Origin of the sequence: Mesorhizobium sp. M1C.F.Ca.ET.210.01.1.1 (genome assembly GCF_004791585.1) — a bacterium.
Lineage (GTDB): Bacteria > Pseudomonadota > Alphaproteobacteria > Rhizobiales > Rhizobiaceae > Mesorhizobium.
In genome coordinates this window covers 231601-247801 of the sequence record NZ_SRUU01000003.1, presented here as the reverse complement: position 1 = coordinate 247801, position 16201 = coordinate 231601, and the positions used below count along the sequence as shown (strand labels likewise).

The 16201-nt window shown below is 63.6% G+C and carries 21 protein-coding genes; 7 read left to right on the top strand and 14 right to left on the bottom strand.

Translation table 11 applies throughout. The annotated features are described in order from the left end of the window. The first annotated feature begins 121 nt into the window (after nt 1-121). Nucleotides 122-1117: a nicotinate-nucleotide--dimethylbenzimidazole phosphoribosyltransferase gene (locus EN853_RS05210; protein WP_127858081.1), complete on the top strand. Its 996-nt coding sequence runs from the start codon at nt 122-124 to the stop codon at nt 1115-1117. 12 nt (nt 1118-1129) lie between these two features. Here EN853_RS05210 and EN853_RS05205 read toward each other — a convergent pair whose 3' ends face one another. Continuing rightward, the gene (locus EN853_RS05205) at nt 1130-2650 is read right to left on the bottom strand and encodes a HAMP domain-containing sensor histidine kinase (RefSeq protein WP_127858082.1); all 1521 of its coding nucleotides are present in this window, start codon (nt 2648-2650) and stop codon (nt 1130-1132) included. 76 nt (nt 2651-2726) lie between these two features. On the opposite strand from EN853_RS05205, the gene EN853_RS05200 reads away from it, so the two are divergent. From EN853_RS05200 to EN853_RS05185, 4 genes are all read left to right on the top strand, one after another. Continuing rightward, nucleotides 2727-3350, top strand: a complete 624-nt coding sequence (locus tag EN853_RS05200) for a thermonuclease family protein (RefSeq protein ID WP_127858083.1) — start codon at nt 2727-2729, stop codon at nt 3348-3350. A gap of 47 nt (nt 3351-3397) precedes the next feature. Beyond that, nucleotides 3398-4009 carry a glutathione S-transferase gene (locus tag EN853_RS05195; RefSeq protein ID WP_127858084.1) on the top strand — a complete coding sequence of 204 codons (612 nt, stop codon included), beginning with the start codon at nt 3398-3400 and terminating at the stop codon, nt 4007-4009. A gap of 26 nt (nt 4010-4035) precedes the next feature. Next, complete coding sequence (locus tag EN853_RS05190) at nt 4036-4653, top strand: uracil-DNA glycosylase family protein (protein ID WP_127858085.1); 618 nt, start codon at nt 4036-4038, stop codon at nt 4651-4653. Nucleotides 4654-4762: 109 nt separating this feature from the next. Next, nucleotides 4763-5254 carry an Lrp/AsnC family transcriptional regulator gene (locus tag EN853_RS05185; protein WP_006205209.1) on the top strand — a complete coding sequence of 164 codons (492 nt, stop codon included), beginning with the start codon at nt 4763-4765 and terminating at the stop codon, nt 5252-5254. Between the two features lie 45 nt (nt 5255-5299). On the opposite strand, the gene EN853_RS05180 is transcribed toward EN853_RS05185, so the two are convergent. The 13 genes from EN853_RS05180 to moaA form a co-directional block, all read right to left on the bottom strand. Further along, the gene (locus EN853_RS05180; RefSeq protein ID WP_127858086.1) at nt 5300-5875 is read right to left on the bottom strand and encodes a DUF3299 domain-containing protein; all 576 of its coding nucleotides are present in this window, start codon (nt 5873-5875) and stop codon (nt 5300-5302) included. 63 nt (nt 5876-5938) lie between these two features. Further along, nucleotides 5939-6517, bottom strand: coding sequence for a GNAT family N-acetyltransferase (locus EN853_RS05175; protein WP_127858087.1), 579 nt, complete (start codon nt 6515-6517; stop codon nt 5939-5941). Beyond that, the gene (locus tag EN853_RS05170; RefSeq protein ID WP_127858088.1) at nt 6477-7181 is read right to left on the bottom strand and encodes a DNA alkylation repair protein; all 705 of its coding nucleotides are present in this window, start codon (nt 7179-7181) and stop codon (nt 6477-6479) included. The genes EN853_RS05175 and EN853_RS05170 overlap by 41 nt, the downstream gene beginning before the upstream one ends. Nucleotides 7182-7187: 6 nt before the next feature. Next, nucleotides 7188-8057 (bottom strand): NAD(P)-dependent oxidoreductase, encoded by an 870-nt coding sequence (locus EN853_RS05165; protein ID WP_127858089.1) that lies wholly within the window; start codon nt 8055-8057, stop codon nt 7188-7190. Between the two features lie 113 nt (nt 8058-8170). Then, nucleotides 8171-8995 (bottom strand): ABC transporter permease, encoded by an 825-nt coding sequence (locus EN853_RS05160; RefSeq protein ID WP_127858090.1) that lies wholly within the window; start codon nt 8993-8995, stop codon nt 8171-8173. Then, the gene (locus EN853_RS05155; protein ID WP_127858091.1) at nt 8992-9708 is read right to left on the bottom strand and encodes an ABC transporter permease; all 717 of its coding nucleotides are present in this window, start codon (nt 9706-9708) and stop codon (nt 8992-8994) included. Before EN853_RS05155 ends, EN853_RS05160 begins: the two co-directional genes overlap by 4 nt. Before the next feature lie 78 nt (nt 9709-9786). Continuing rightward, nucleotides 9787-10572: an ABC transporter substrate-binding protein gene (locus EN853_RS05150; RefSeq protein WP_127858092.1), complete on the bottom strand. Its 786-nt coding sequence runs from the start codon at nt 10570-10572 to the stop codon at nt 9787-9789. Nucleotides 10573-10723: 151 nt separating this feature from the next. Then, entirely contained in the window at nt 10724-11251 is a 528-nt protein-coding gene (gene mobB / locus EN853_RS05145; protein WP_127858093.1) for a molybdopterin-guanine dinucleotide biosynthesis protein B, read from the bottom strand. Beyond that, nucleotides 11248-11880, bottom strand: coding sequence for a molybdenum cofactor guanylyltransferase MobA (gene mobA / locus EN853_RS05140; protein WP_127858094.1), 633 nt, complete (start codon nt 11878-11880; stop codon nt 11248-11250). Before mobA ends, mobB begins: the two co-directional genes overlap by 4 nt. A 5-nt stretch (nt 11881-11885) precedes the next feature. Next, complete coding sequence (locus EN853_RS05135) at nt 11886-12806, bottom strand: DMT family transporter (RefSeq protein ID WP_127858095.1); 921 nt, start codon at nt 12804-12806, stop codon at nt 11886-11888. A gap of 118 nt (nt 12807-12924) precedes the next feature. Next, nucleotides 12925-13284, bottom strand: coding sequence for a hypothetical protein (locus EN853_RS05130; protein WP_127858096.1), 360 nt, complete (start codon nt 13282-13284; stop codon nt 12925-12927). 114 nt (nt 13285-13398) lie between these two features. Then, nucleotides 13399-13896 carry a hypothetical protein gene (locus EN853_RS05125; protein WP_245516821.1) on the bottom strand — a complete coding sequence of 166 codons (498 nt, stop codon included), beginning with the start codon at nt 13894-13896 and terminating at the stop codon, nt 13399-13401. Between the two features lie 54 nt (nt 13897-13950). Then, nucleotides 13951-14946 carry a GTP 3',8-cyclase MoaA gene (gene moaA, locus EN853_RS05120; RefSeq protein ID WP_127858097.1) on the bottom strand — a complete coding sequence of 332 codons (996 nt, stop codon included), beginning with the start codon at nt 14944-14946 and terminating at the stop codon, nt 13951-13953. A 196-nt stretch (nt 14947-15142) separates the two neighbouring features. Here moaA and EN853_RS05115 point away from each other — a divergent pair, with 196 nt between their 5' ends. Together EN853_RS05115 and EN853_RS05110 are read left to right on the top strand one after the other, a co-directional pair. Further along, the gene (locus tag EN853_RS05115) at nt 15143-15496 is read left to right on the top strand and encodes a DUF971 domain-containing protein (protein WP_059188601.1); all 354 of its coding nucleotides are present in this window, start codon (nt 15143-15145) and stop codon (nt 15494-15496) included. Between the two features lie 90 nt (nt 15497-15586). After that, on the top strand, nt 15587-16198 hold the full coding sequence (locus tag EN853_RS05110) for a pyridoxamine 5'-phosphate oxidase family protein (RefSeq protein WP_127858098.1): 612 nt from the start codon (nt 15587-15589) through the stop codon (nt 16196-16198). The last annotated feature ends 3 nt before the right edge of the window (nt 16199-16201 follow it).

Sequence of the window (16201 nt, the reverse complement as noted above, 5' to 3'; positions counted from 1 at the left end):
CCAATGCAAGCCCTCCGCGATGCGCCGCCGGCCGGCGCTTTCGCGGCATCACCGGGCGGTTGTGCCGGGCAGAGAAGGCGGCTATGCCGCTGCCTCCTCCTGCAAGAAGACCGCATCCGACATGACCACAAAGCCCTTCGATGATTTCCGCACCCTCCTGGCGACGCTGCCTCCAGCGGACGCCGCCGCCGAAACCCGCGTCCGCACGCTGTTTGCCAGGGCCGACAAGCCAAAAGCCTCGCTTGGCCGCATCGAGGACGTTGCTGCCTGGCTCTCCGCCTGGAGCGGGCGGGCGCCGCCGGCCGTGAACCGGCCGCTTGTCGCGATCTTTGCCGGCAACCACGGCGTGGTGCGGCATGCCATCTCGCCGCGGCCGGTTTCGGCGACTGCCAATGCGGTCGAGCTTTGCGCCGCCGGGGGCGCGGCAATCAACCAGGTCTGCATCGCCAACGACTTGGGGCTGAAAGTTTTCGACCTGGCGCTGGACATTCCGACCGGGGACATCACGCAGGAAGCGGCGCTCGACGAGCGCGCCTGCGCTGCCACCATGGCCTTCGGCATGGAAGCCGTCGCGGGCGGCGCCGACCTTCTTTGCCTGGGCGATCTCGGCGTCGGCAATTCAACCGTCGCGGCTGCGCTCGGCGCGGCGCTGTTCGGGGGCAGGGGCGCCGACTGGGTCGGGCCGGGATCGGGCGCGGATCCGGCAATGATGGCGCGCAAGGCCGAAACGATCGATCGGGCACTGGCCTTCCACGCCGCCAGCCTTGGCGATCCGTTCGAAGCGTTGCGCCGGGTCGGCGGCCGCGAGTTCGCGGCGATCTGCGGCGCCATTCTTGCTGCCCGCATGCAGAAGATTCCCGTGCTGCTCGACGGTTTTGTCGCGACCGCTGCCGCCGCGGTCCTGCACAGGGTCAATCCCTCGGCGCTCGGCCATTGCCTGCTCGCCAGCCTGTCGCCCGAGCCCGGCCATGCCAAGGTCGCAGCGCGGCTTGGGCTCGAACCACTGCTCGATCTCGGCCTCAATCATGGCGAAGGGGTGGGAGCAGGACTTGCCGCCGGGCTCGTCAAGGCGGCGGCGCTCACCAGCTCCGGCATGGCGGCGGCGGTTCGGCGCTAAAGCGCCTTGGAGCTAACGCCGGCGCGCCGCCACGGCCTTAGTCGGCAGCGCCGGCAATTCCTCCATCACCCGGCTCAGCGGGAAGATGGCGATGGCCTCGGTGCCTTCGCGCAGCTTGGAGTGAAGCTCGAACTCGCCGCCATGCATGTCGAGCAGGCCCTGGACGATCGGCAGGCCGAGGCCGGTTCCCTGTTCTGCGCTCTTGATCGCGATCGTGCCCTGGCCAAAAGCGGAAAGCACCACAGGGATTTCCTCCTCCGGAATGCCGGGGCCGTTGTCCTTGACCGAGATGTACTGGCCGCCGCCAGCCGTCCAGCCGACGCGCACTCGCACCTCGCCGCCCGACGGCGTGAATTTTATGGCATTGGACAACAGGTTGAGCGTGATCTGCCGGATGGCGCGCTCGTCGCCAAACAGGCGCGGCAAGGTGGTCTCGAACTCCTGGATGACGCGGATGTCCTTGTTGCGGGCCCTCAGCTCCATCATGTGGCAGCAATCCTCTACGATCGTCACCAGCACCACCGGCTCCTCGTTGAGCTGATAGCGGCCGGCCTCGATGCGCGACAGGTCGAGGATCTCGTTGATCAGGTCGAGCAAGTGCTGGCCGGATTCGTGCACATCGTGCGCGTAGTCGCGATAGGTCGGGTTGTTCATCGGCCCGAGCACCTCGTTGGCCATCACCTCAGAGAAACCGAGGATGGCGTTGAGCGGCGTGCGGAGCTCATGGCTCATCGAGGCGAGGAAGCGCGACTTCGCCAGGTTGGCGTCCTCGGCGCGACGCCGGGCCTCGTCGGACATCGATTTCGCCGTCTCCACCTCGGCGATCAGCGCATCCTTCTCGGAGCGAAAGGAAAGCACCATCCACGAGGCCTGGTTGAGATGGCGCGCGACATAGCCGAAGAAGGGCAGGGCGGCGACAAGCAGCGCCGCCATGATCCCCTCGATCGGCATCCACAGGCGCAGGACAGTATAGACGTAGATCGTCACGGGAATGGCGAAGGTCGCGAGCAGGGCGCCGCCCAGCGACGACGCCATGACCGCCGTCGTCGCCATGGCGATCAGAAGCACCATGGCCTTGACGACCTGGAACTGGTCGACCTGGCATGTTTCGCAGCCCAGCCATGCGAACCAGGCCCAGCCGAGGCCGCAAAGCGAATGGCCGATCAGGAAATCGCGGCGCGTTCGCACCGGGTCGAGCTCGGTCGCTTCCGTGCGCTCGACGCGCCGCGCCATGAAGGCGACGATGGTGTAGCAGAGCAACGTGAAGAGCGCCCAGATGGCGACCTGGTTTCCCAGGCCTGCGAACAGGCCTATGGCTGCTACCGCAAGCCCAAGCAGCGGAATCGCTGCAGCGCTGACCACCATGGCGCGTGCATGCAGCTTGAGCAGGTCGCGGTCGAAATCGAGGCTGCCGGCCTGCTGCGAAAGGCGGTCACGCGTCCTGCGCACCGCACGCGCCACATCGCTGTTGCGATGCGGTTTCCTGCGGTCCACAATGAATTTGTCCGCTGTGTCCGAGCGTAGCAAAGGCATGCAAGTTCAATTTCCGCGCGCAGCGATTTTTCAGTTCGTTAAGCTACGTTCGAATGATTAAGAGACTGTTTGCCATATGAGCCGTTCCTGGCCGCGAGGACCGCGCCGGCAATATGCTACGCGGCCGCCGCGAAGCCTCTGGCGCAGGCTGCTGGATTACGGGCTGACTGTGGTTCTGCTCGGCCTGTTCGTCCTGGTCGCGGCGCGGCTCGACCGTTTCGAGACGCGCAAGGAGCAAGGCACGGCCATCGTCAATGACGGCGATTCGATCAGGCTCGGTGCCGAGCGCATCCGGATGCGCGGCATCGACGCTCCGGAATACACGCAGACATGTCGCAAGGACGGCGCCGACTACGCTTGCGGCAAGCTCGCGCGGCAGTCGCTGGTGCGGCTGATCGCCAAAAGGCCGGTCTCCTGCAGCGGCTGGCAGCGCGACCGCTATGGGCGGCTGCTCGGCGACTGCACGGCAGGCGACACTGACCTCAGCCGTGCCCAGGTGCAGGCGGGATGGGCCGTCGCCTTCGGCGACTTCGAAACCGAAGAGGCCGTCGCGCGGGCCGCCAAGGTCGGCATCTGGGCCGGGACCTTCGACGAGCCGCAGGACTGGCGCGACAGCCACCATGATCAGCCGGTCGAAAAGAAGCATGGCACGCTGGCTTCGCTCGGCGATGCGCTGCGCGAGCTCTTGCGCTTCTGGTGATACCCCGAAGCGCGCCCTATGATCGAGCGTGAGATTGGGAGAATGGAATGAAGCTGTTCGACGGCGGCCGCGCGCCCAACCCCAGGCGGGTCCGGGTTTTCCTGGCGGAAAAAGGGCTGAGCGTTCCGCTGGTGCCGGTCGACATGGGGGCGCTGGAGCATCGCGAGCAGCCGGTGGCGTCGCGCAACGCGCTGCGGCGGCTGCCGGTGCTGGAGCTCGACGACGGTACCGTCATCACCGAATCCATCGCCATCTGCCGCTATTTCGAGGAACTGCATCCCGAGCCCGCCTTGTTCGGGAAGGGAGCGCTCGGCAAGGCCAAGGTCGAGATGTGGCAGAGGCGCATGGAGTTCAATCTCCTGAGCTGCGTGGCTGCCGCGTTCCGGCACATCCATCCGGCGATGAAGGATTGGGAGGTGCCGCAGATTCCCGAATGGGGCGAGGCCAACAAGCCGAAGGCCATCGAATTCCTGCGTCTCCTGGACCGCGAACTGGCCGACAGGGAATTCGCCGCCGGCGACACCTATTCGGTCGCCGACATCACCGGGCTGATCGCCATCGATTTCATGAAGCCGGCGCGCATCAAGGTGCCCGAGGACTGTGCGAACGTGCTGCGCTGGCACTCGGCGCTCTCCAGCCGGCCAAGTGCCGCCGCCTGAGGCCGATTTTGGACAATTTGCCGGATATGAGCGAAGCGCTGGAAAGCCTCACTGTCAGGGTGCGGGCCTGCCGCATATGCGTCGAGCACCCGCGCGGCAAACCCCTGCCACACGAGCCGCGACCGGTGCTGAGGCCATCCTCCCGCGCCCGCATCCTGCTTGCCAGCCAGGCGCCGGGCACGAAGGTCCATGTATCGGGCATGCCGTTCACCGATGCCTCCGGGGACCGCCTGCGGAACTGGCTCGGCGTCAGCAGCGAAGAGTTCTACGATACAAAGAATTTCGCCATCGTTCCGATGGGGTTCTGCTTTCCCGGCCAGGACGCCAAGGGCGCCGACCTGCCGCCGCGCCGCGAATGCGCGCCGGCCTGGCGCACTGAGCTGATGGCGCTCATGCCGCAAATCGATCTGGTGCTGACGATCGGCGGCTATGCGCAGTCCTGGCATATGGGCACGGCGCGCGCGGCATCGCTGACGGAAACGGTGAGGAACTGGCGCGCCATCTGGAATGCGGCGGCCGGGCCGAAGGTGCTGCCGCTGCCGCATCCATCCTGGCGAAACACCGGCTGGCTGAAGAAGAATCCGTGGTTTGAAATGGATTTGCTGCCTTTCCTGCGGTCGGAAATCCGCTATCGCATCGATTAGGCACCTCGCAAGAAATCACTCGCTTTTGCTGCTGTCGGCAGAATTTCTTTCTTGTGAAAGGCCTTGATAAAAGGGAATATGGCGAAACTATTCCCCTTGGAGTCTCCCGATGGATCGCCTTGACCGAAAAATTCTCCGCCTTTTGCAGGAGGACGCGACACTTGCGGTCGCCGATGTCGCCAAGAAAGTCGGCCTGTCGACCACGCCGTGCTGGCGGCGCATTCAGAAGCTCGAGGAAGAGGGCGTCATCAAGCGGCGCGTGGCCATTCTCGACCACGAGAAGGTCAATGTGCGCGTCACCGTCTTCGTCTCGATCCGCACCAATTCGCACAGCCATGAATGGCTGCGGCGCTTCTCCGAGGTCATCCAGGAATTTCCTGAGGTGGTCGAGTTCTACCGCATGAGCGGCGACGTCGACTATCTGCTGCGCGTGGTGGTGCCCGACATTGCCGCGTACGACGCCTTCTACAAGCGGCTGATCGCCAAGATCGAGATCCGCGACGTGTCGTCGTCCTTCGCCATGGAGCAGATCAAATACACGACCGAGATCCCGCTCGACTACATGGTGCTGGACAAGGAATCGGGCGCGAACGCGGCCTGACATAGGCGCGCCCGCCGCTTTCCATTGTGCGCGAAGCGGCGGGAATTAATTCTTCTTTTTGTTGAGGAAATTCCACGGCGAGTTGACCGGCAGCGTAACCGCGTCCGGGACAGTGTCTACATTGGCCACCTCCGCCTTGCGCACGGTGTAGCCGGACTGGACGATCAACACGCCGTCGAGGATGAAGAGCTGGCTCTTCTCCATACCGGGCTTCAGCACGCCGGTGACCGAAACCGGCTGATAGGCTTCCGCCATCTTGAAGGGATGGGCCGGCGTGACCAGCACGATCTGGTTCGGCGGCGGCGTCGGCATGTGGCTGCAGGCGCCGGTCCAAGGCACCAGCAGGAACTGGTAGACGAGGTCGCCATCGCGATCGACCGGCAGTGCATAGCCGGCTATTTGAACCTCCTTGTCCTGAAGATTGGTGGACAGCGTCTCGCCATGATCGGGCAGTTTCGCCGCGATCATCGGCAGGTTGGCGTCTTCGGCGACTGCCTGCGTCGCCGGGCGCAGATCCTTCCAGAAGATATGCGCGATATCGGCCGCGGCATCGGCTCCAGTGGCGGCGAGCGCGAGCACGGCTGCCACCAGCATCGTGCGTGATTTGAAATGCTTGCTCATGGTCGCTCCATCCTCCGCCGGTCCATCTTCGGAATCGAGTAAAAGCGTTGTGACTGTTTCAGCTCAACGCTCCAGCCGCATCACATGCCGCCGTGTGCCGGCCGTGCCGACCTCATGAAAACCGCGCGCGACGAACATGTCGCGAAAACCCATGAAGCGATAGCTAGGCGCTGCCTCATCGACTGGATAGGCCTCGATCACACGCGCGCCCTTGGCAAAGGCCTGCTTGATAGCGGCGTCGAGCAAGGCCGAGGCAAGGCCGCCGCCGCGCAAGGCCTTCGGCACATAGAAGCAGACGATCGACCAGATGCCGGTTTCGCTGTCGTCCTGCTGCTTCGAAAGCCTGCGATAGGTCTCGCGCGGCGCGACGGAGCACCAGCCGACCATCTTGCCGCCAAGCTCAGCGACAATGCCGACCGGCGTGCCTTGATCGATGAGTGTCGTCATCATGCGCTTCTTCTCGTCGTTTTGGATGTGCTCGCGGCTGGAGCGGCGCCAGGCCATGCACCAGCAATACTTCGGCGCGCCGGGCTGCTCGAACAGGTCCTCGAAGCGACCGCGCGTTTCCCGCGTCACTTCGATGAAGCGGATACGGCCGTGATCAAGCCTTTCCGACTGCGAGCCGTTCGAGCTGCTTGGCATCGGTCAGTTCCTTGATGGCGTCCTTGCCGATCCAGCGGGCCGTCTTGTCGGACGACGCCGCAAGCTTCTCGGCAAGCGCAAGGGCAGAGGCGTGCAGTGCCATCGAGCGCTTGCCGATCTGCCGCAGCGCCCAATTCACGGCCTTGCGGACGAAGTTGCGCGGGTCGCCGGCATGCTTCTCGATCAGCGGCAGATAGGCAAGGAGGGTCGCGTCGGATTCCGTCTTCAGATGCACCGCGCCCCAGGCCAGCATGGCAAAGGCGGTGCGGCGCACGAATTCGCGCTCGTCCTTTGCGAACTCCTCGATCAGCTCGCGCCAGAACGGCGTTTCGGCGAACAGGTCTGCGACGGTGTCGACGATCTCCCAGCTGTCGAAATCGGCGGCCCAGCGCCGGCATTGGCCGATATCGAGCCTCTTTGGCTCGCCGGTGAAGGCCGCCATCAATCGCGCCTCACGGATGCCGGTGTCCCACAGGAGCAACGACCGCTCGTGGTTCCTCTTCAGCTTGCGCGCCAGCGGCCGCAGGTCGGAATTGCCGACGCCGAGCGCGGTTCTCGTGTTGATGCCGAACCGTGCCATGCCGGCGCGGTTCTCCTCGGTGCCGATCGAACGCAGATGAGCGACGATGTCGTCGGCGCTCCAGCTCGGATCGGGCAGGGCCATCGCCGTCTATTTTTCCAAGCGCGCGAGCAGCGAAGACGTGTCCCAGCGCCGGCCGCCCATGTCCTGCACGTCCTTGTAGAACTGGTCGACCAGCGCCGTCACCGGCAGCTTGGCGCCGTTGCGGTTGGCTTCGGCGAGGCAGATGCCGAGATCCTTGCGCATCCAGTCGACGGCAAAGCCGAAATCATATTTTCCGGCGTTCATCGTCTTGTGGCGGTTTTCCATCTGCCAGGAACCGGCGGCGCCCTTGGAGATCACGTCGATGACCTTCTCGATGTCGAGCCCGGCCTTCTTGCCGAAATGGATGCCTTCGGCCAGCCCCTGGACGAGGCCGGCAATGGCGATCTGGTTGATCATCTTGGTGAGCTGGCCGGCGCCCGCCGGACCCATCAGCCCCACCATGCGGGCAAAGGCGTCGATCACGGGCCTGGCTCTGTCGAAGGCGGTCTGCTCGCCGCCGACCATCACCGTCAGCACTCCGTTCTCGGCGCCCGCCTGGCCGCCCGACACTGGCGCGTCGAGGAAGGAAAAGCCGACCTTTTCAGCGGCTTCAGCGAGTTCACGCGCAACCTCGGCGGAGGCAGTGGTGTTGTCGATGAAGACGGCGCCCTTCTTCATCGCGGCGAAGGCACCCTTGGCGCCGGTCGTCACCGAGCGCAGGTCGTCGTCATTGCCGACACAGGAGAAAACGAAATCCTTGCCCTCAGCAGCCTCGGCCGGCGTCAGCACCAGCTTGCCGCCATGCTGGGCGACCCATTGCTCGGCCTTGGCGGTGGTGCGGTTGTAGACGGTGACGTCGTGGCCGCCCTTGTTCCTGAGGTGCCCGGCCATCGGATATCCCATGACGCCAAGACCGAGAAATGCAACCGATGCCATAAGCCTGCCTTCCAACAAAAGAGAGATTTCAGTGGCGGAAGGTCTAGGCCATGCGAAAAATTCGTCAAGGCGCGGAGAGCCGCATCGGCTGGTGCAGGCTGGAATGCGGCGCGCTATCGCTTGAGGTGGATGGTGATGCGGCGCTCGATCCATTCGACGCCGTGGCGCAGGATCTCGACCAATACCAGATAGACAATCGCCACCCAGATATAGGCCTGGATGTCGAAGGATCTTGCATAGGCGAGCTTCGCATTGCCCATGAGGTCGTAGACGGTGATGATGGCGACGATGGCCGAAGCCTTGATCATCAGGATGAGCTCGTTGCCGTAAGGCCGCAGCGCCACCACGATCGCCTGCGGCATGATGACCTTGCGAAGCGTCTGCAACTTGTGCAGGCCGAGCGATGCGGCGCCTTCCCACTGGCCCCTGGGTACGCTCTCGATGGCTCCGCGCAGGATTTCGGCCTGGTAGGCAGCGGTGTTGAGCGAGAAGGCAAAGACGCCGCAGTAGAAGGCTTCGCGGAAGAACCACCACAACCCGACCGTCTCGAGCTCGGGCCGGAACGAGCCGACGCCGTAATAGACCAGATAGGTCTGCACGAGCAGCGGGGTGCCGCGGAAGAAATAGACGTAGCAATAGGCGAGGGCGGACAGGATCCGGTTCTTGGACATGCGTCCGTAGGCGACGGGTAACGACAGGATCGCGCCTGTCACCATTGAAATCGCCACCAGCGACAGGGTGGTTCCCAGGCCCTGCAGATAGGCCGGTGCGTATCTGGCGAAGAATTCGGCATTCCAGGCGTGGACGAGATAGGCCACGATGCCGAGGCCGAAGAGTATCCACACACCGACCAGCGCGTAGCCGACGATGCGGGCGCGCGGCCAGCCGCGCGCCTGGGGCGGCGGCCTGTCGACGGCAATGGCCTGGCTGACGCTCATCGTGCCTCCCTCCGCCCAAGCGAGCGCAGAATATAGCCGGTGGCGATCGACGACAGGATGGCCAGCACGAGGAAGACCAGCGCCGCCACACTATAGAAGAGGAACGAATGCTTGGTGACGCGCGCCGCGACGCCGGCATTGCGCAAGGTTTCGGCAAGGTTGACGACCGAGACCAGCGATGTGTCCTTAAGCAGGCTGAGCCAGCAGTTTTCCAGACCCGGGAAAGCGATGCGCAGCAATTGCGGCAGGATCACCAGGCGCATCGTCTGCCATTTCGCAAGGCCGATGGCGTAGCCGCCCTCATACTGGCCCTTGGGAATGGCGCGAAAAGCCGAAAGAAAAACCTCGCTGGCGTAGGACGAGAAGATCAGCGACAGCACGATCATGCCGGCGATGAAGCTGTTGACGTCGACCGTCGCATCCGGATTGAACAGCCGGACAAGGTACTGCAGCAGCAGCGGCATGCCGAAGAAGAACAGAAACAGCGTGACCAGTTCGGGCAGGCCGCGAAAAACCGTCGTGTAGATGTTGGCCGCAAGCCGCAGTGATGGTTCCTGGGACTGCTTGGCGAAGGCGACGAAAAAGCCGATCGTCAGGCCGATCGGCAGCGTGGCGAGCGCCAACACAATCGTGACCAGCACACCAGACGCAATGTCGTCACTCCAGCCATCCGGTCCCCAACTGAGAAGTGTCCAAATGCTTTGGGCTGGCATTGACGGGTCTGATCTCCGTGGCGATACCTTTATGAAAGAAGGGCGGCGAGGTTTTCCTCACCGCCCCGAGCGCAATGATCAGGACTCGGCGCCGTAGACGTCGAACTTGAAGTACTTGTCGTTGATTTCCTTGTATTTTCCGTTCTTGCGGATGGCGTCGATGGCGGAATTCAGCTTGTTGACCAGATCGGTCTCGCCCTTGCGAACGGCAATGCCGGCCCCCGGTCCGAAGATCTCGACCGGCTGCGGCGAGGGCTGGCCGAGGATCTTGCAGCAGGCGCCGTCGGGCGAATCCAGCCACTGCTGCAGCACGACGATATCGTCCTCGATGGCGTCGAGGCGGCCATTGGCGAGGTCGGCCTGCTCTTCGGGGCTGCTCGGATAACCCTTGATGGTGCTGTCGGTATAGGTCTTGGAGGCATAGTTGAAATGCGTGGTCGTGGTGGCGACGCCGATATTCTTGCCGGCAAGATCTTCCTTGGTGACGCCCTTGAGCGGCGAATCCTTCGGCACGGCGATCGCCGAGGGTGTGTTGTAGTATTTGTGGGTGAAGTCGACCTTTTCCTGGCGTTCGGGTGTGATCGACATCGAGGCGACGATGGCGTCGAACTTGCCGGCCTGCAGCGCCGGGATGATGCCGTCCCAGTCTTGCGCGACGAAGGTGCACTTCACCTTCATTTCGTCACACAGCGCCTTGGCGATATCGATGTCGAAACCGACGAGCTGGCCGTCCGAGGTGAGGTTGTTGAAGGGCGGATACGCGCCTTCGGTGCCGATCCTCAGGGTCTTTTCCTGAGCCTGGGCAACGCCAAGTGTCAGCAGCGCGGCCGAAGCGGCGAGCGCGATACGCAGTGCAATACGCATGATAATCCTCTCATATTGTCATGGCCGCTGTCCCGTGCGGCTCTTGTGGACGGCGCTTTTTGACCGCCCGCTGCGCGGGATACTCCCACTCTTTCGAAGAAAAAAGCAACTGCAAAACAACTGCAAACGACAATCGCCGTCTGCCGCTGCGTTACTTGCCCCGAGCCTTGCCTTGCGTGACGAGGCCGGTCGCGCGCTCGACAAAGTCGGCTATCGATTTCGTGTCGTCGAGGTCGAAAACCGGCAGGCTCTCGCCTTCGACTTTGAAATCCGCTGCGATGGCGACGATGTTCGGATCGCCGGCCGAAAGCGGCGTCCGGTCCTTGGCCTCCATCCGCCGCGTCTCGATCTTCTTGTGCGCCTCGCGCTTGTAGCCTTCGACGAGCACGATGTCCGAGGGCGTCAGCCGCGCCAGGATCGCGTCCAGCGACGGCTCGTCTTCGCTGCGCAGCTCGTGCATCAGCGCCCAGCGCCGGCCGGAGACGATCGCGACCTCGGTGGCGCCTGCCTGACGGTGGCGAAAGGAGTCCGCGCCCGGCTTGTCGATGTCGAAGTCATGATGGGCATGCTTGACCGTCGAGACCGTCCAGCCGCGCCGGACGAGTTCGGCGAGCAGCTTCTCGGTCAGCGTCGTCTTGCCGGAATTCTTCCAGCCGGTGATGCCGAACACGCGTCTCATGGCTGCAGGCTTTGCAACAGACGTTGGGCCTCCGCAAGATCGTCCGGCGTGTTGATGTTGAAGAACGGGTCGATCCGTTTGCCTTCGGCCTCGATCATCGGAAACTCCACCTGGACGAAATCGTGCCACTGCATGAAGGCCGAAACCCGGCGGTTGTCCTCGTCGACCAGGAAATGGTGCAAGGCATCGCGAAGGTCGATCGGCCAGAGTGCGAAGGTCGGATGCCATCTGCCGTCGGAACTGGCGACGGCGATCGCGCCTGGCCGTTCGCGGGCCGCCGCGGCCAATCGTTCGACGAGGTCGCCGGGGAAGAATGGTGTGTCACCGGCCGCGCTGACCAGCGACCGGCAAGCCGTGCTGTCCGCCGCCCATTCGAGACCGGTCAGGATTCCTGCCAATGGGCCGGCATAGCCCAGCACCGTATCGGCAAGCACCGGCAGATTCATGCCGGCAAACCGTGCGGGGTCGCTGTTGGCGTTGAGCGCCAGCGTGCCCACCTGTGGCTTCAGACGCGCGGCGACGTGCTCGATCAGCCTGCCCTTGCCCAGCGACAGAAGAGGCTTGTCGCCGCCGCCCATCCGGCGCGACTGGCCTCCCGCCAGGATGATGCCCGCAATGCTCCGGTCCATCGCGCCTATATGCCGTCCGGCGCCATGTCGGGTCCAGCGCTTTCAGCGGCAGGCTGGCGCCGGCCGACGATGCGCTCGCGGTAGAGCGCATAAAGGCCGGAGCCGATGATGATGGTGGCGCCCACGATCATCGGCAGATCAGGGATGTCGCCGAAGATGACGAGCCCGAGCAGGATCGACCACAACAATGCGGTGTAGCGGAAGGGCGCGATGAAGGAGATGTCGCCCGAGCGCATCGCCATGATGATGAACTGGTAGCCGATGAGCACCAGCACGGCCGCCAGCGCCAGCAGCGCTGTGGCCTCGCCGCTCATCGGCGTCCAGCCGCCCATCGGCGGCAAGAGCAGCGCGCCAAGCACCGTCATGGCCAGCGCGGTCGCCGTCGACACCAGCATGGTCGGGATCGCCTGCGGGATTCGCTTGGTGGCCAGGTCACGCACAGCGCAGCAGACCACGCTGGTCAGCGCCAGCAGCGAATAGACGCTGAAGCCCTCGAACCCCGGCCGCACGATGATCAGAACGCCGGCAAAACCAAGGGCAATTGCCAGCCAACGACGCCAGCCGACGCCTTCGCCGAAGAAAAGGGCGGCGCCCATCGTCACGGCAAGCGGCAGGGCCTGCAGCACGGCCGAGACATTGGCGATCGGCAGATGGGCGAGGGCGATGAGGAAGGACACGGTGGCGCCGGCTTCGCCGGCGACACGCACCGCCACCATCGGCTGCAGCATGGCGCCGGGATTGGCCAGCGCGCCGCGCTGCCAGGCGAGCAGGCCGACGAACAGCGAGGCGAAGGCACCCCGCACCAGCATCACCTGCGACATGTTCATCGATTCGGAGGAGAATTTGGTGATGGCGTCGTTCAGGGTGAAGCCAACCATGGCCACGACCATGAACAGCGCGCCGCGAAGATTGGGCGAAAGAGGCAAGGGCGTTTCCGGTTTCTATTTTTGGACCAAGCCTGTAGCAGGCAGCCGGAAGACAGCAACGCCAAAGAAATGGGCCACAGCATCTGCCGTGGCCCGGCTTGCTGGAAAGCAGTTGGTCTTATTTCTTGGGCGCCAGCCTCTCGGTGCCGTTGCCATCCTTGCCTGCGATGGTCCAGAGCCCATGCAGCGAGCCGTCATCCTCTACCTTGTAGGCGACGAGGCCGATTTCCTTGCCCATCACATAGCCTGCGGAAAAGGCATTGTCGTTGCGCATGCAGATGCCGTCCGAGGACGAGCCGCCGGTTTCCCAATGGATCGTGCAGGTCGTCTCGCTGGTCAGCGTGATGGTTGCCTCGCCGCCGTAAGACGACCCGTCGAAATTCGTGCCGGAAACCGTGTAGGTGCCGCCGATCGACTGGGCCGCCGCCGGCATGGAAACAATTCCAAGCATTGCAAGTGAAAGCATGAATTTGCGCATGTGCACTTCCCCCTTGAGCGAAAATCGCTTGTGAAGGCTAGGCTGGAACGGACCGGCGGTAAATCGGGTGGAGGATAGCGCGACAGGTTTATTTTGCTGTGAATCGCGCTTGCCTCAAGGGCCGCGCAGGCTGGTCGCGATAGCGCCGGTCAGCGGATCGTATTTCGCCTTGAGCGACGAAGGATATTCGATCCAGACGCTGCGAACGACGCCGTCCTTTCCGAACAGGCGCCGCTCATAGAAGACCTTGTCGCCTTTGATGCCGGACAACACCGCCCAATTCTTGCCGGTCTTGCTATAGGTGATCTTGTAGCCCGGTCCGGTGTTTGCCTTCTCGGCGGCGACGAAGCCCCTCGGTGTATCGTTGTCGATGTTGTAGATGCCGGAGCAGGTCAGGCTGGCGCCGTCGGGCGCGCTCCATTGCTGCCCGTCGCCATTCTCGGGCTCGGCTTCGGCGATGCTGAATATCTCGTCCGGGAATGTGCAGGAAGTGCCGAAGCGCGCGTTGACGTAGGTGAACGGCTTCGCGATCGCCGCTGTGACGACGACCGCCAATGAGGACGACAAGGCTATCGCCAAAGGCGCGCCCTGGATGAGAGGAAAACGTTTCATGGTGCCCCCAAGGTCAGTGACCAAAGGTGATCCTGCACCAATCCTTGGGAAAAATCAGCCGCCGGTGACGCTCATATGGCGCGACACCGAGGGACGGCTGGTGCGGCGGTCGATGACGAAATCATGGCCCTTCGGCTTGCGCCCGATTGCCTCGTCTATGGCCTCGCCAACCAACTCGTTGCCTTCGGACGCACGCAACGGCGCCCTGAGGTCGGCAGCGTCCTCCTGGCCGAGGCACATATAGAGCGTGCCTGTGCAGGTCAGCCTCACGCGGTTGCAGCTCTCGCAGAAATTATGCGTCATCGGCGTGATGAAGCCGAGCCGGCCGCCGGTCTCCGAGACCTGGACGTAGCGCGCAGGGCCGCCGGTCTTGTAGGGGATGTCGGTCAAGGTGAACTGGCGCTCGAGCGAGGCGCGCAGCAGCGACAGCGGCAGGTATTGGTCGGTGCGGTCGGCGTCGATCTCGCCCATCGGCATGGTCTCGATGACGGTGAGGTCCATGCCGCGGCCATGTGCCCAGCGCAGCATCTCGGGGATCTCGGCGTCGTTGAAGTCGCGCAGCGCCACGGCGTTGAGCTTGACCTTCAACCCTGCGGCCTGCGCGGCGTCGATGCCTTCCATCACCTTGCCGAGATTGCCCCAGCGGGTGATCTGGCGGAATTTGTCGGCGTCAAGCGTGTCGAGCGAGACGTTGATGCGCTTCACCCCACAATCGGCAAGCTCAGCGGCAAAGCGCGAGAGCTGCGAGCCGTTGGTGGTAAGTGTCAGCTCCTCCAGCGCGCCGCTCTCCAGATGGCGCGACAGCTGGCGCACCAGATGCATGATGTTCTTGCGCACCAGCGGCTCGCCGCCGGTCAGCCTGAGCTTCCTCACTCCCTTTTCGATGAACACGCTGCAGAGCCGGTCGAGTTCCTCGAGCGACAACAGGTCCTTCTTCGGCAGGAAGGTCATGTCCTCGGCCATGCAATAGGTGCAGCGGAAGTCGCAGCGGTCGGTGACCGACACGCGAAGGTAGGTGATCGTGCGACCGAATGGGTCGATCATGTTCATGTTCAAGCGCTTCCGTGGCCGTGAACGGGCTCGTTATATACGGCTATGTGATACGATCCGGCCCAGCATTCAAGATAGAAGGTCCTGATCTTTGGTAACATTCCGCGACCGACATTGCGTGTCGGCTACTTCGTATGACCTTCCCGCATCTCACGAAGCGGCGTAGGGAAGGGCGCCATCTCACGCAGGACCGAACATGACAGCGCCAAAGGAACTGAGGGTCTCGAAAGACCGCAAGCTGCTCACCGTGACCTTCCCGGATCACCAGCCTTTCGAGCTGCCGGCGGAGTTGTTGCGCGTTGCCTCGCCTTCGGCGGAAGTGCAGGGACATTCGCCTGAACAGCGGGTGACCGTGCCCGGCAAGCGCAATGTCGCGATCCTCAAGATCGAGCCGGTCGGCAATTACGCCGTGCGCATCACCTTCGACGATTTCCACGACACCGGCATCTTCACCTGGAATTATCTTCACACGCTCGGGCATGAGAAGGAGGAACGCTGGAACGCCTATCTCGCCGAGCTTGCCGAAAAGGGGCTGAGCCGCGATCGCTAGCCTGGCGTTCGGAAATCCAGTCTCGGCAATCGGCTGTCAAAGCGTCATGGACTTAGCGTAGCGCCGGCAAAAGGTCAGGAGGCGAAAAAGATGTCGCTCATCACATCGATCGAACAGCTCGAGGCCCTCTACGGCCAGCCTGGCGAGGCCTCGATCGTCAAGGAACTCGACCATGTGATTCCCGAATATGCCGCCTTCATCGAGGCCTCGCCCTTCGTGGCGCTGGCGACCAGCGGGCCGGAAGGGCTGGACTGCTCTCCGCGCGGCGATCTCGCCGGTTTTGTGCGCCTCACCGATGAGAAGACGCTGATGATGCCCGACAGGCGCGGCAACAATCGCGCCGATTCGCTGAAGAACATCATTCGCGATCCGCGCGTAGGGCTGCTGTTCCTGGTGCCAGGCTCCGGCACCACGCTGCGTATCAACGGCCGTGCTCACATCACCACCGATGCCGAGCTTTGCGCCTCCTTCACGGTCGACGGTAAGCCGGCGCGGTCGGTCACCGTGATCGCCGTCGACACGGTCTATTTCCAGTGCGCCCGCACCATCGAGCGCTCGGAGCTGTGGAGCCCGGCAAGGCATGTCGATCCGAAGTCGCTGCCGACGCCAGGCCAGATCCTCGAGATCACCAGCCGCAAGACTATCGACGGCGTCACCTACGATAAGGAATGGCCTGAGCGGGCGAAGAAAACCATGTGGTGACCC

Bases quoted from the DNA above. Each gene is read 5' to 3' on its own strand.
- EN853_RS05210 (WP_127858081.1), top strand. From the start codon at position 122: ATGACCACAAAGCCCTTCGATGATTTCCGCACCCTCCTGGCGACGCTG.
- EN853_RS05205 (WP_127858082.1), bottom strand. From the start codon at position 2,650: ATGCCTTTGCTACGCTCGGACACAGCGGACAAATTCATTGTGGACCGC.
- EN853_RS05200 (WP_127858083.1), top strand. From the start codon at position 2,727: ATGAGCCGTTCCTGGCCGCGAGGACCGCGCCGGCAATATGCTACGCGG.
- EN853_RS05195 (WP_127858084.1), top strand. From the start codon at position 3,398: ATGAAGCTGTTCGACGGCGGCCGCGCGCCCAACCCCAGGCGGGTCCGG.
- EN853_RS05190 (WP_127858085.1), top strand. From the start codon at position 4,036: ATGAGCGAAGCGCTGGAAAGCCTCACTGTCAGGGTGCGGGCCTGCCGC.
- EN853_RS05185 (WP_006205209.1), top strand. From the start codon at position 4,763: ATGGATCGCCTTGACCGAAAAATTCTCCGCCTTTTGCAGGAGGACGCG.
- EN853_RS05180 (WP_127858086.1), bottom strand. From the start codon at position 5,875: ATGAGCAAGCATTTCAAATCACGCACGATGCTGGTGGCAGCCGTGCTC.
- EN853_RS05175 (WP_127858087.1), bottom strand. From the start codon at position 6,517: ATGCCAAGCAGCTCGAACGGCTCGCAGTCGGAAAGGCTTGATCACGGC.
- EN853_RS05170 (WP_127858088.1), bottom strand. From the start codon at position 7,181: ATGGCCCTGCCCGATCCGAGCTGGAGCGCCGACGACATCGTCGCTCAT.
- EN853_RS05165 (WP_127858089.1), bottom strand. From the start codon at position 8,057: ATGGCATCGGTTGCATTTCTCGGTCTTGGCGTCATGGGATATCCGATG.
- EN853_RS05160 (WP_127858090.1), bottom strand. From the start codon at position 8,995: ATGAGCGTCAGCCAGGCCATTGCCGTCGACAGGCCGCCGCCCCAGGCG.
- EN853_RS05155 (WP_127858091.1), bottom strand. From the start codon at position 9,708: ATGCCAGCCCAAAGCATTTGGACACTTCTCAGTTGGGGACCGGATGGC.
- EN853_RS05150 (WP_127858092.1), bottom strand. From the start codon at position 10,572: ATGCGTATTGCACTGCGTATCGCGCTCGCCGCTTCGGCCGCGCTGCTG.
- mobB (WP_127858093.1), bottom strand. From the start codon at position 11,251: ATGAGACGCGTGTTCGGCATCACCGGCTGGAAGAATTCCGGCAAGACG.
- mobA (WP_127858094.1), bottom strand. From the start codon at position 11,880: ATGGACCGGAGCATTGCGGGCATCATCCTGGCGGGAGGCCAGTCGCGC.
- EN853_RS05130 (WP_127858096.1), bottom strand. From the start codon at position 13,284: ATGCGCAAATTCATGCTTTCACTTGCAATGCTTGGAATTGTTTCCATG.
- EN853_RS05125 (WP_245516821.1), bottom strand. From the start codon at position 13,896: ATGAAACGTTTTCCTCTCATCCAGGGCGCGCCTTTGGCGATAGCCTTG.
- moaA (WP_127858097.1), bottom strand. From the start codon at position 14,946: ATGAACATGATCGACCCATTCGGTCGCACGATCACCTACCTTCGCGTG.
- EN853_RS05115 (WP_059188601.1), top strand. From the start codon at position 15,143: ATGACAGCGCCAAAGGAACTGAGGGTCTCGAAAGACCGCAAGCTGCTC.
- EN853_RS05110 (WP_127858098.1), top strand. From the start codon at position 15,587: ATGTCGCTCATCACATCGATCGAACAGCTCGAGGCCCTCTACGGCCAG.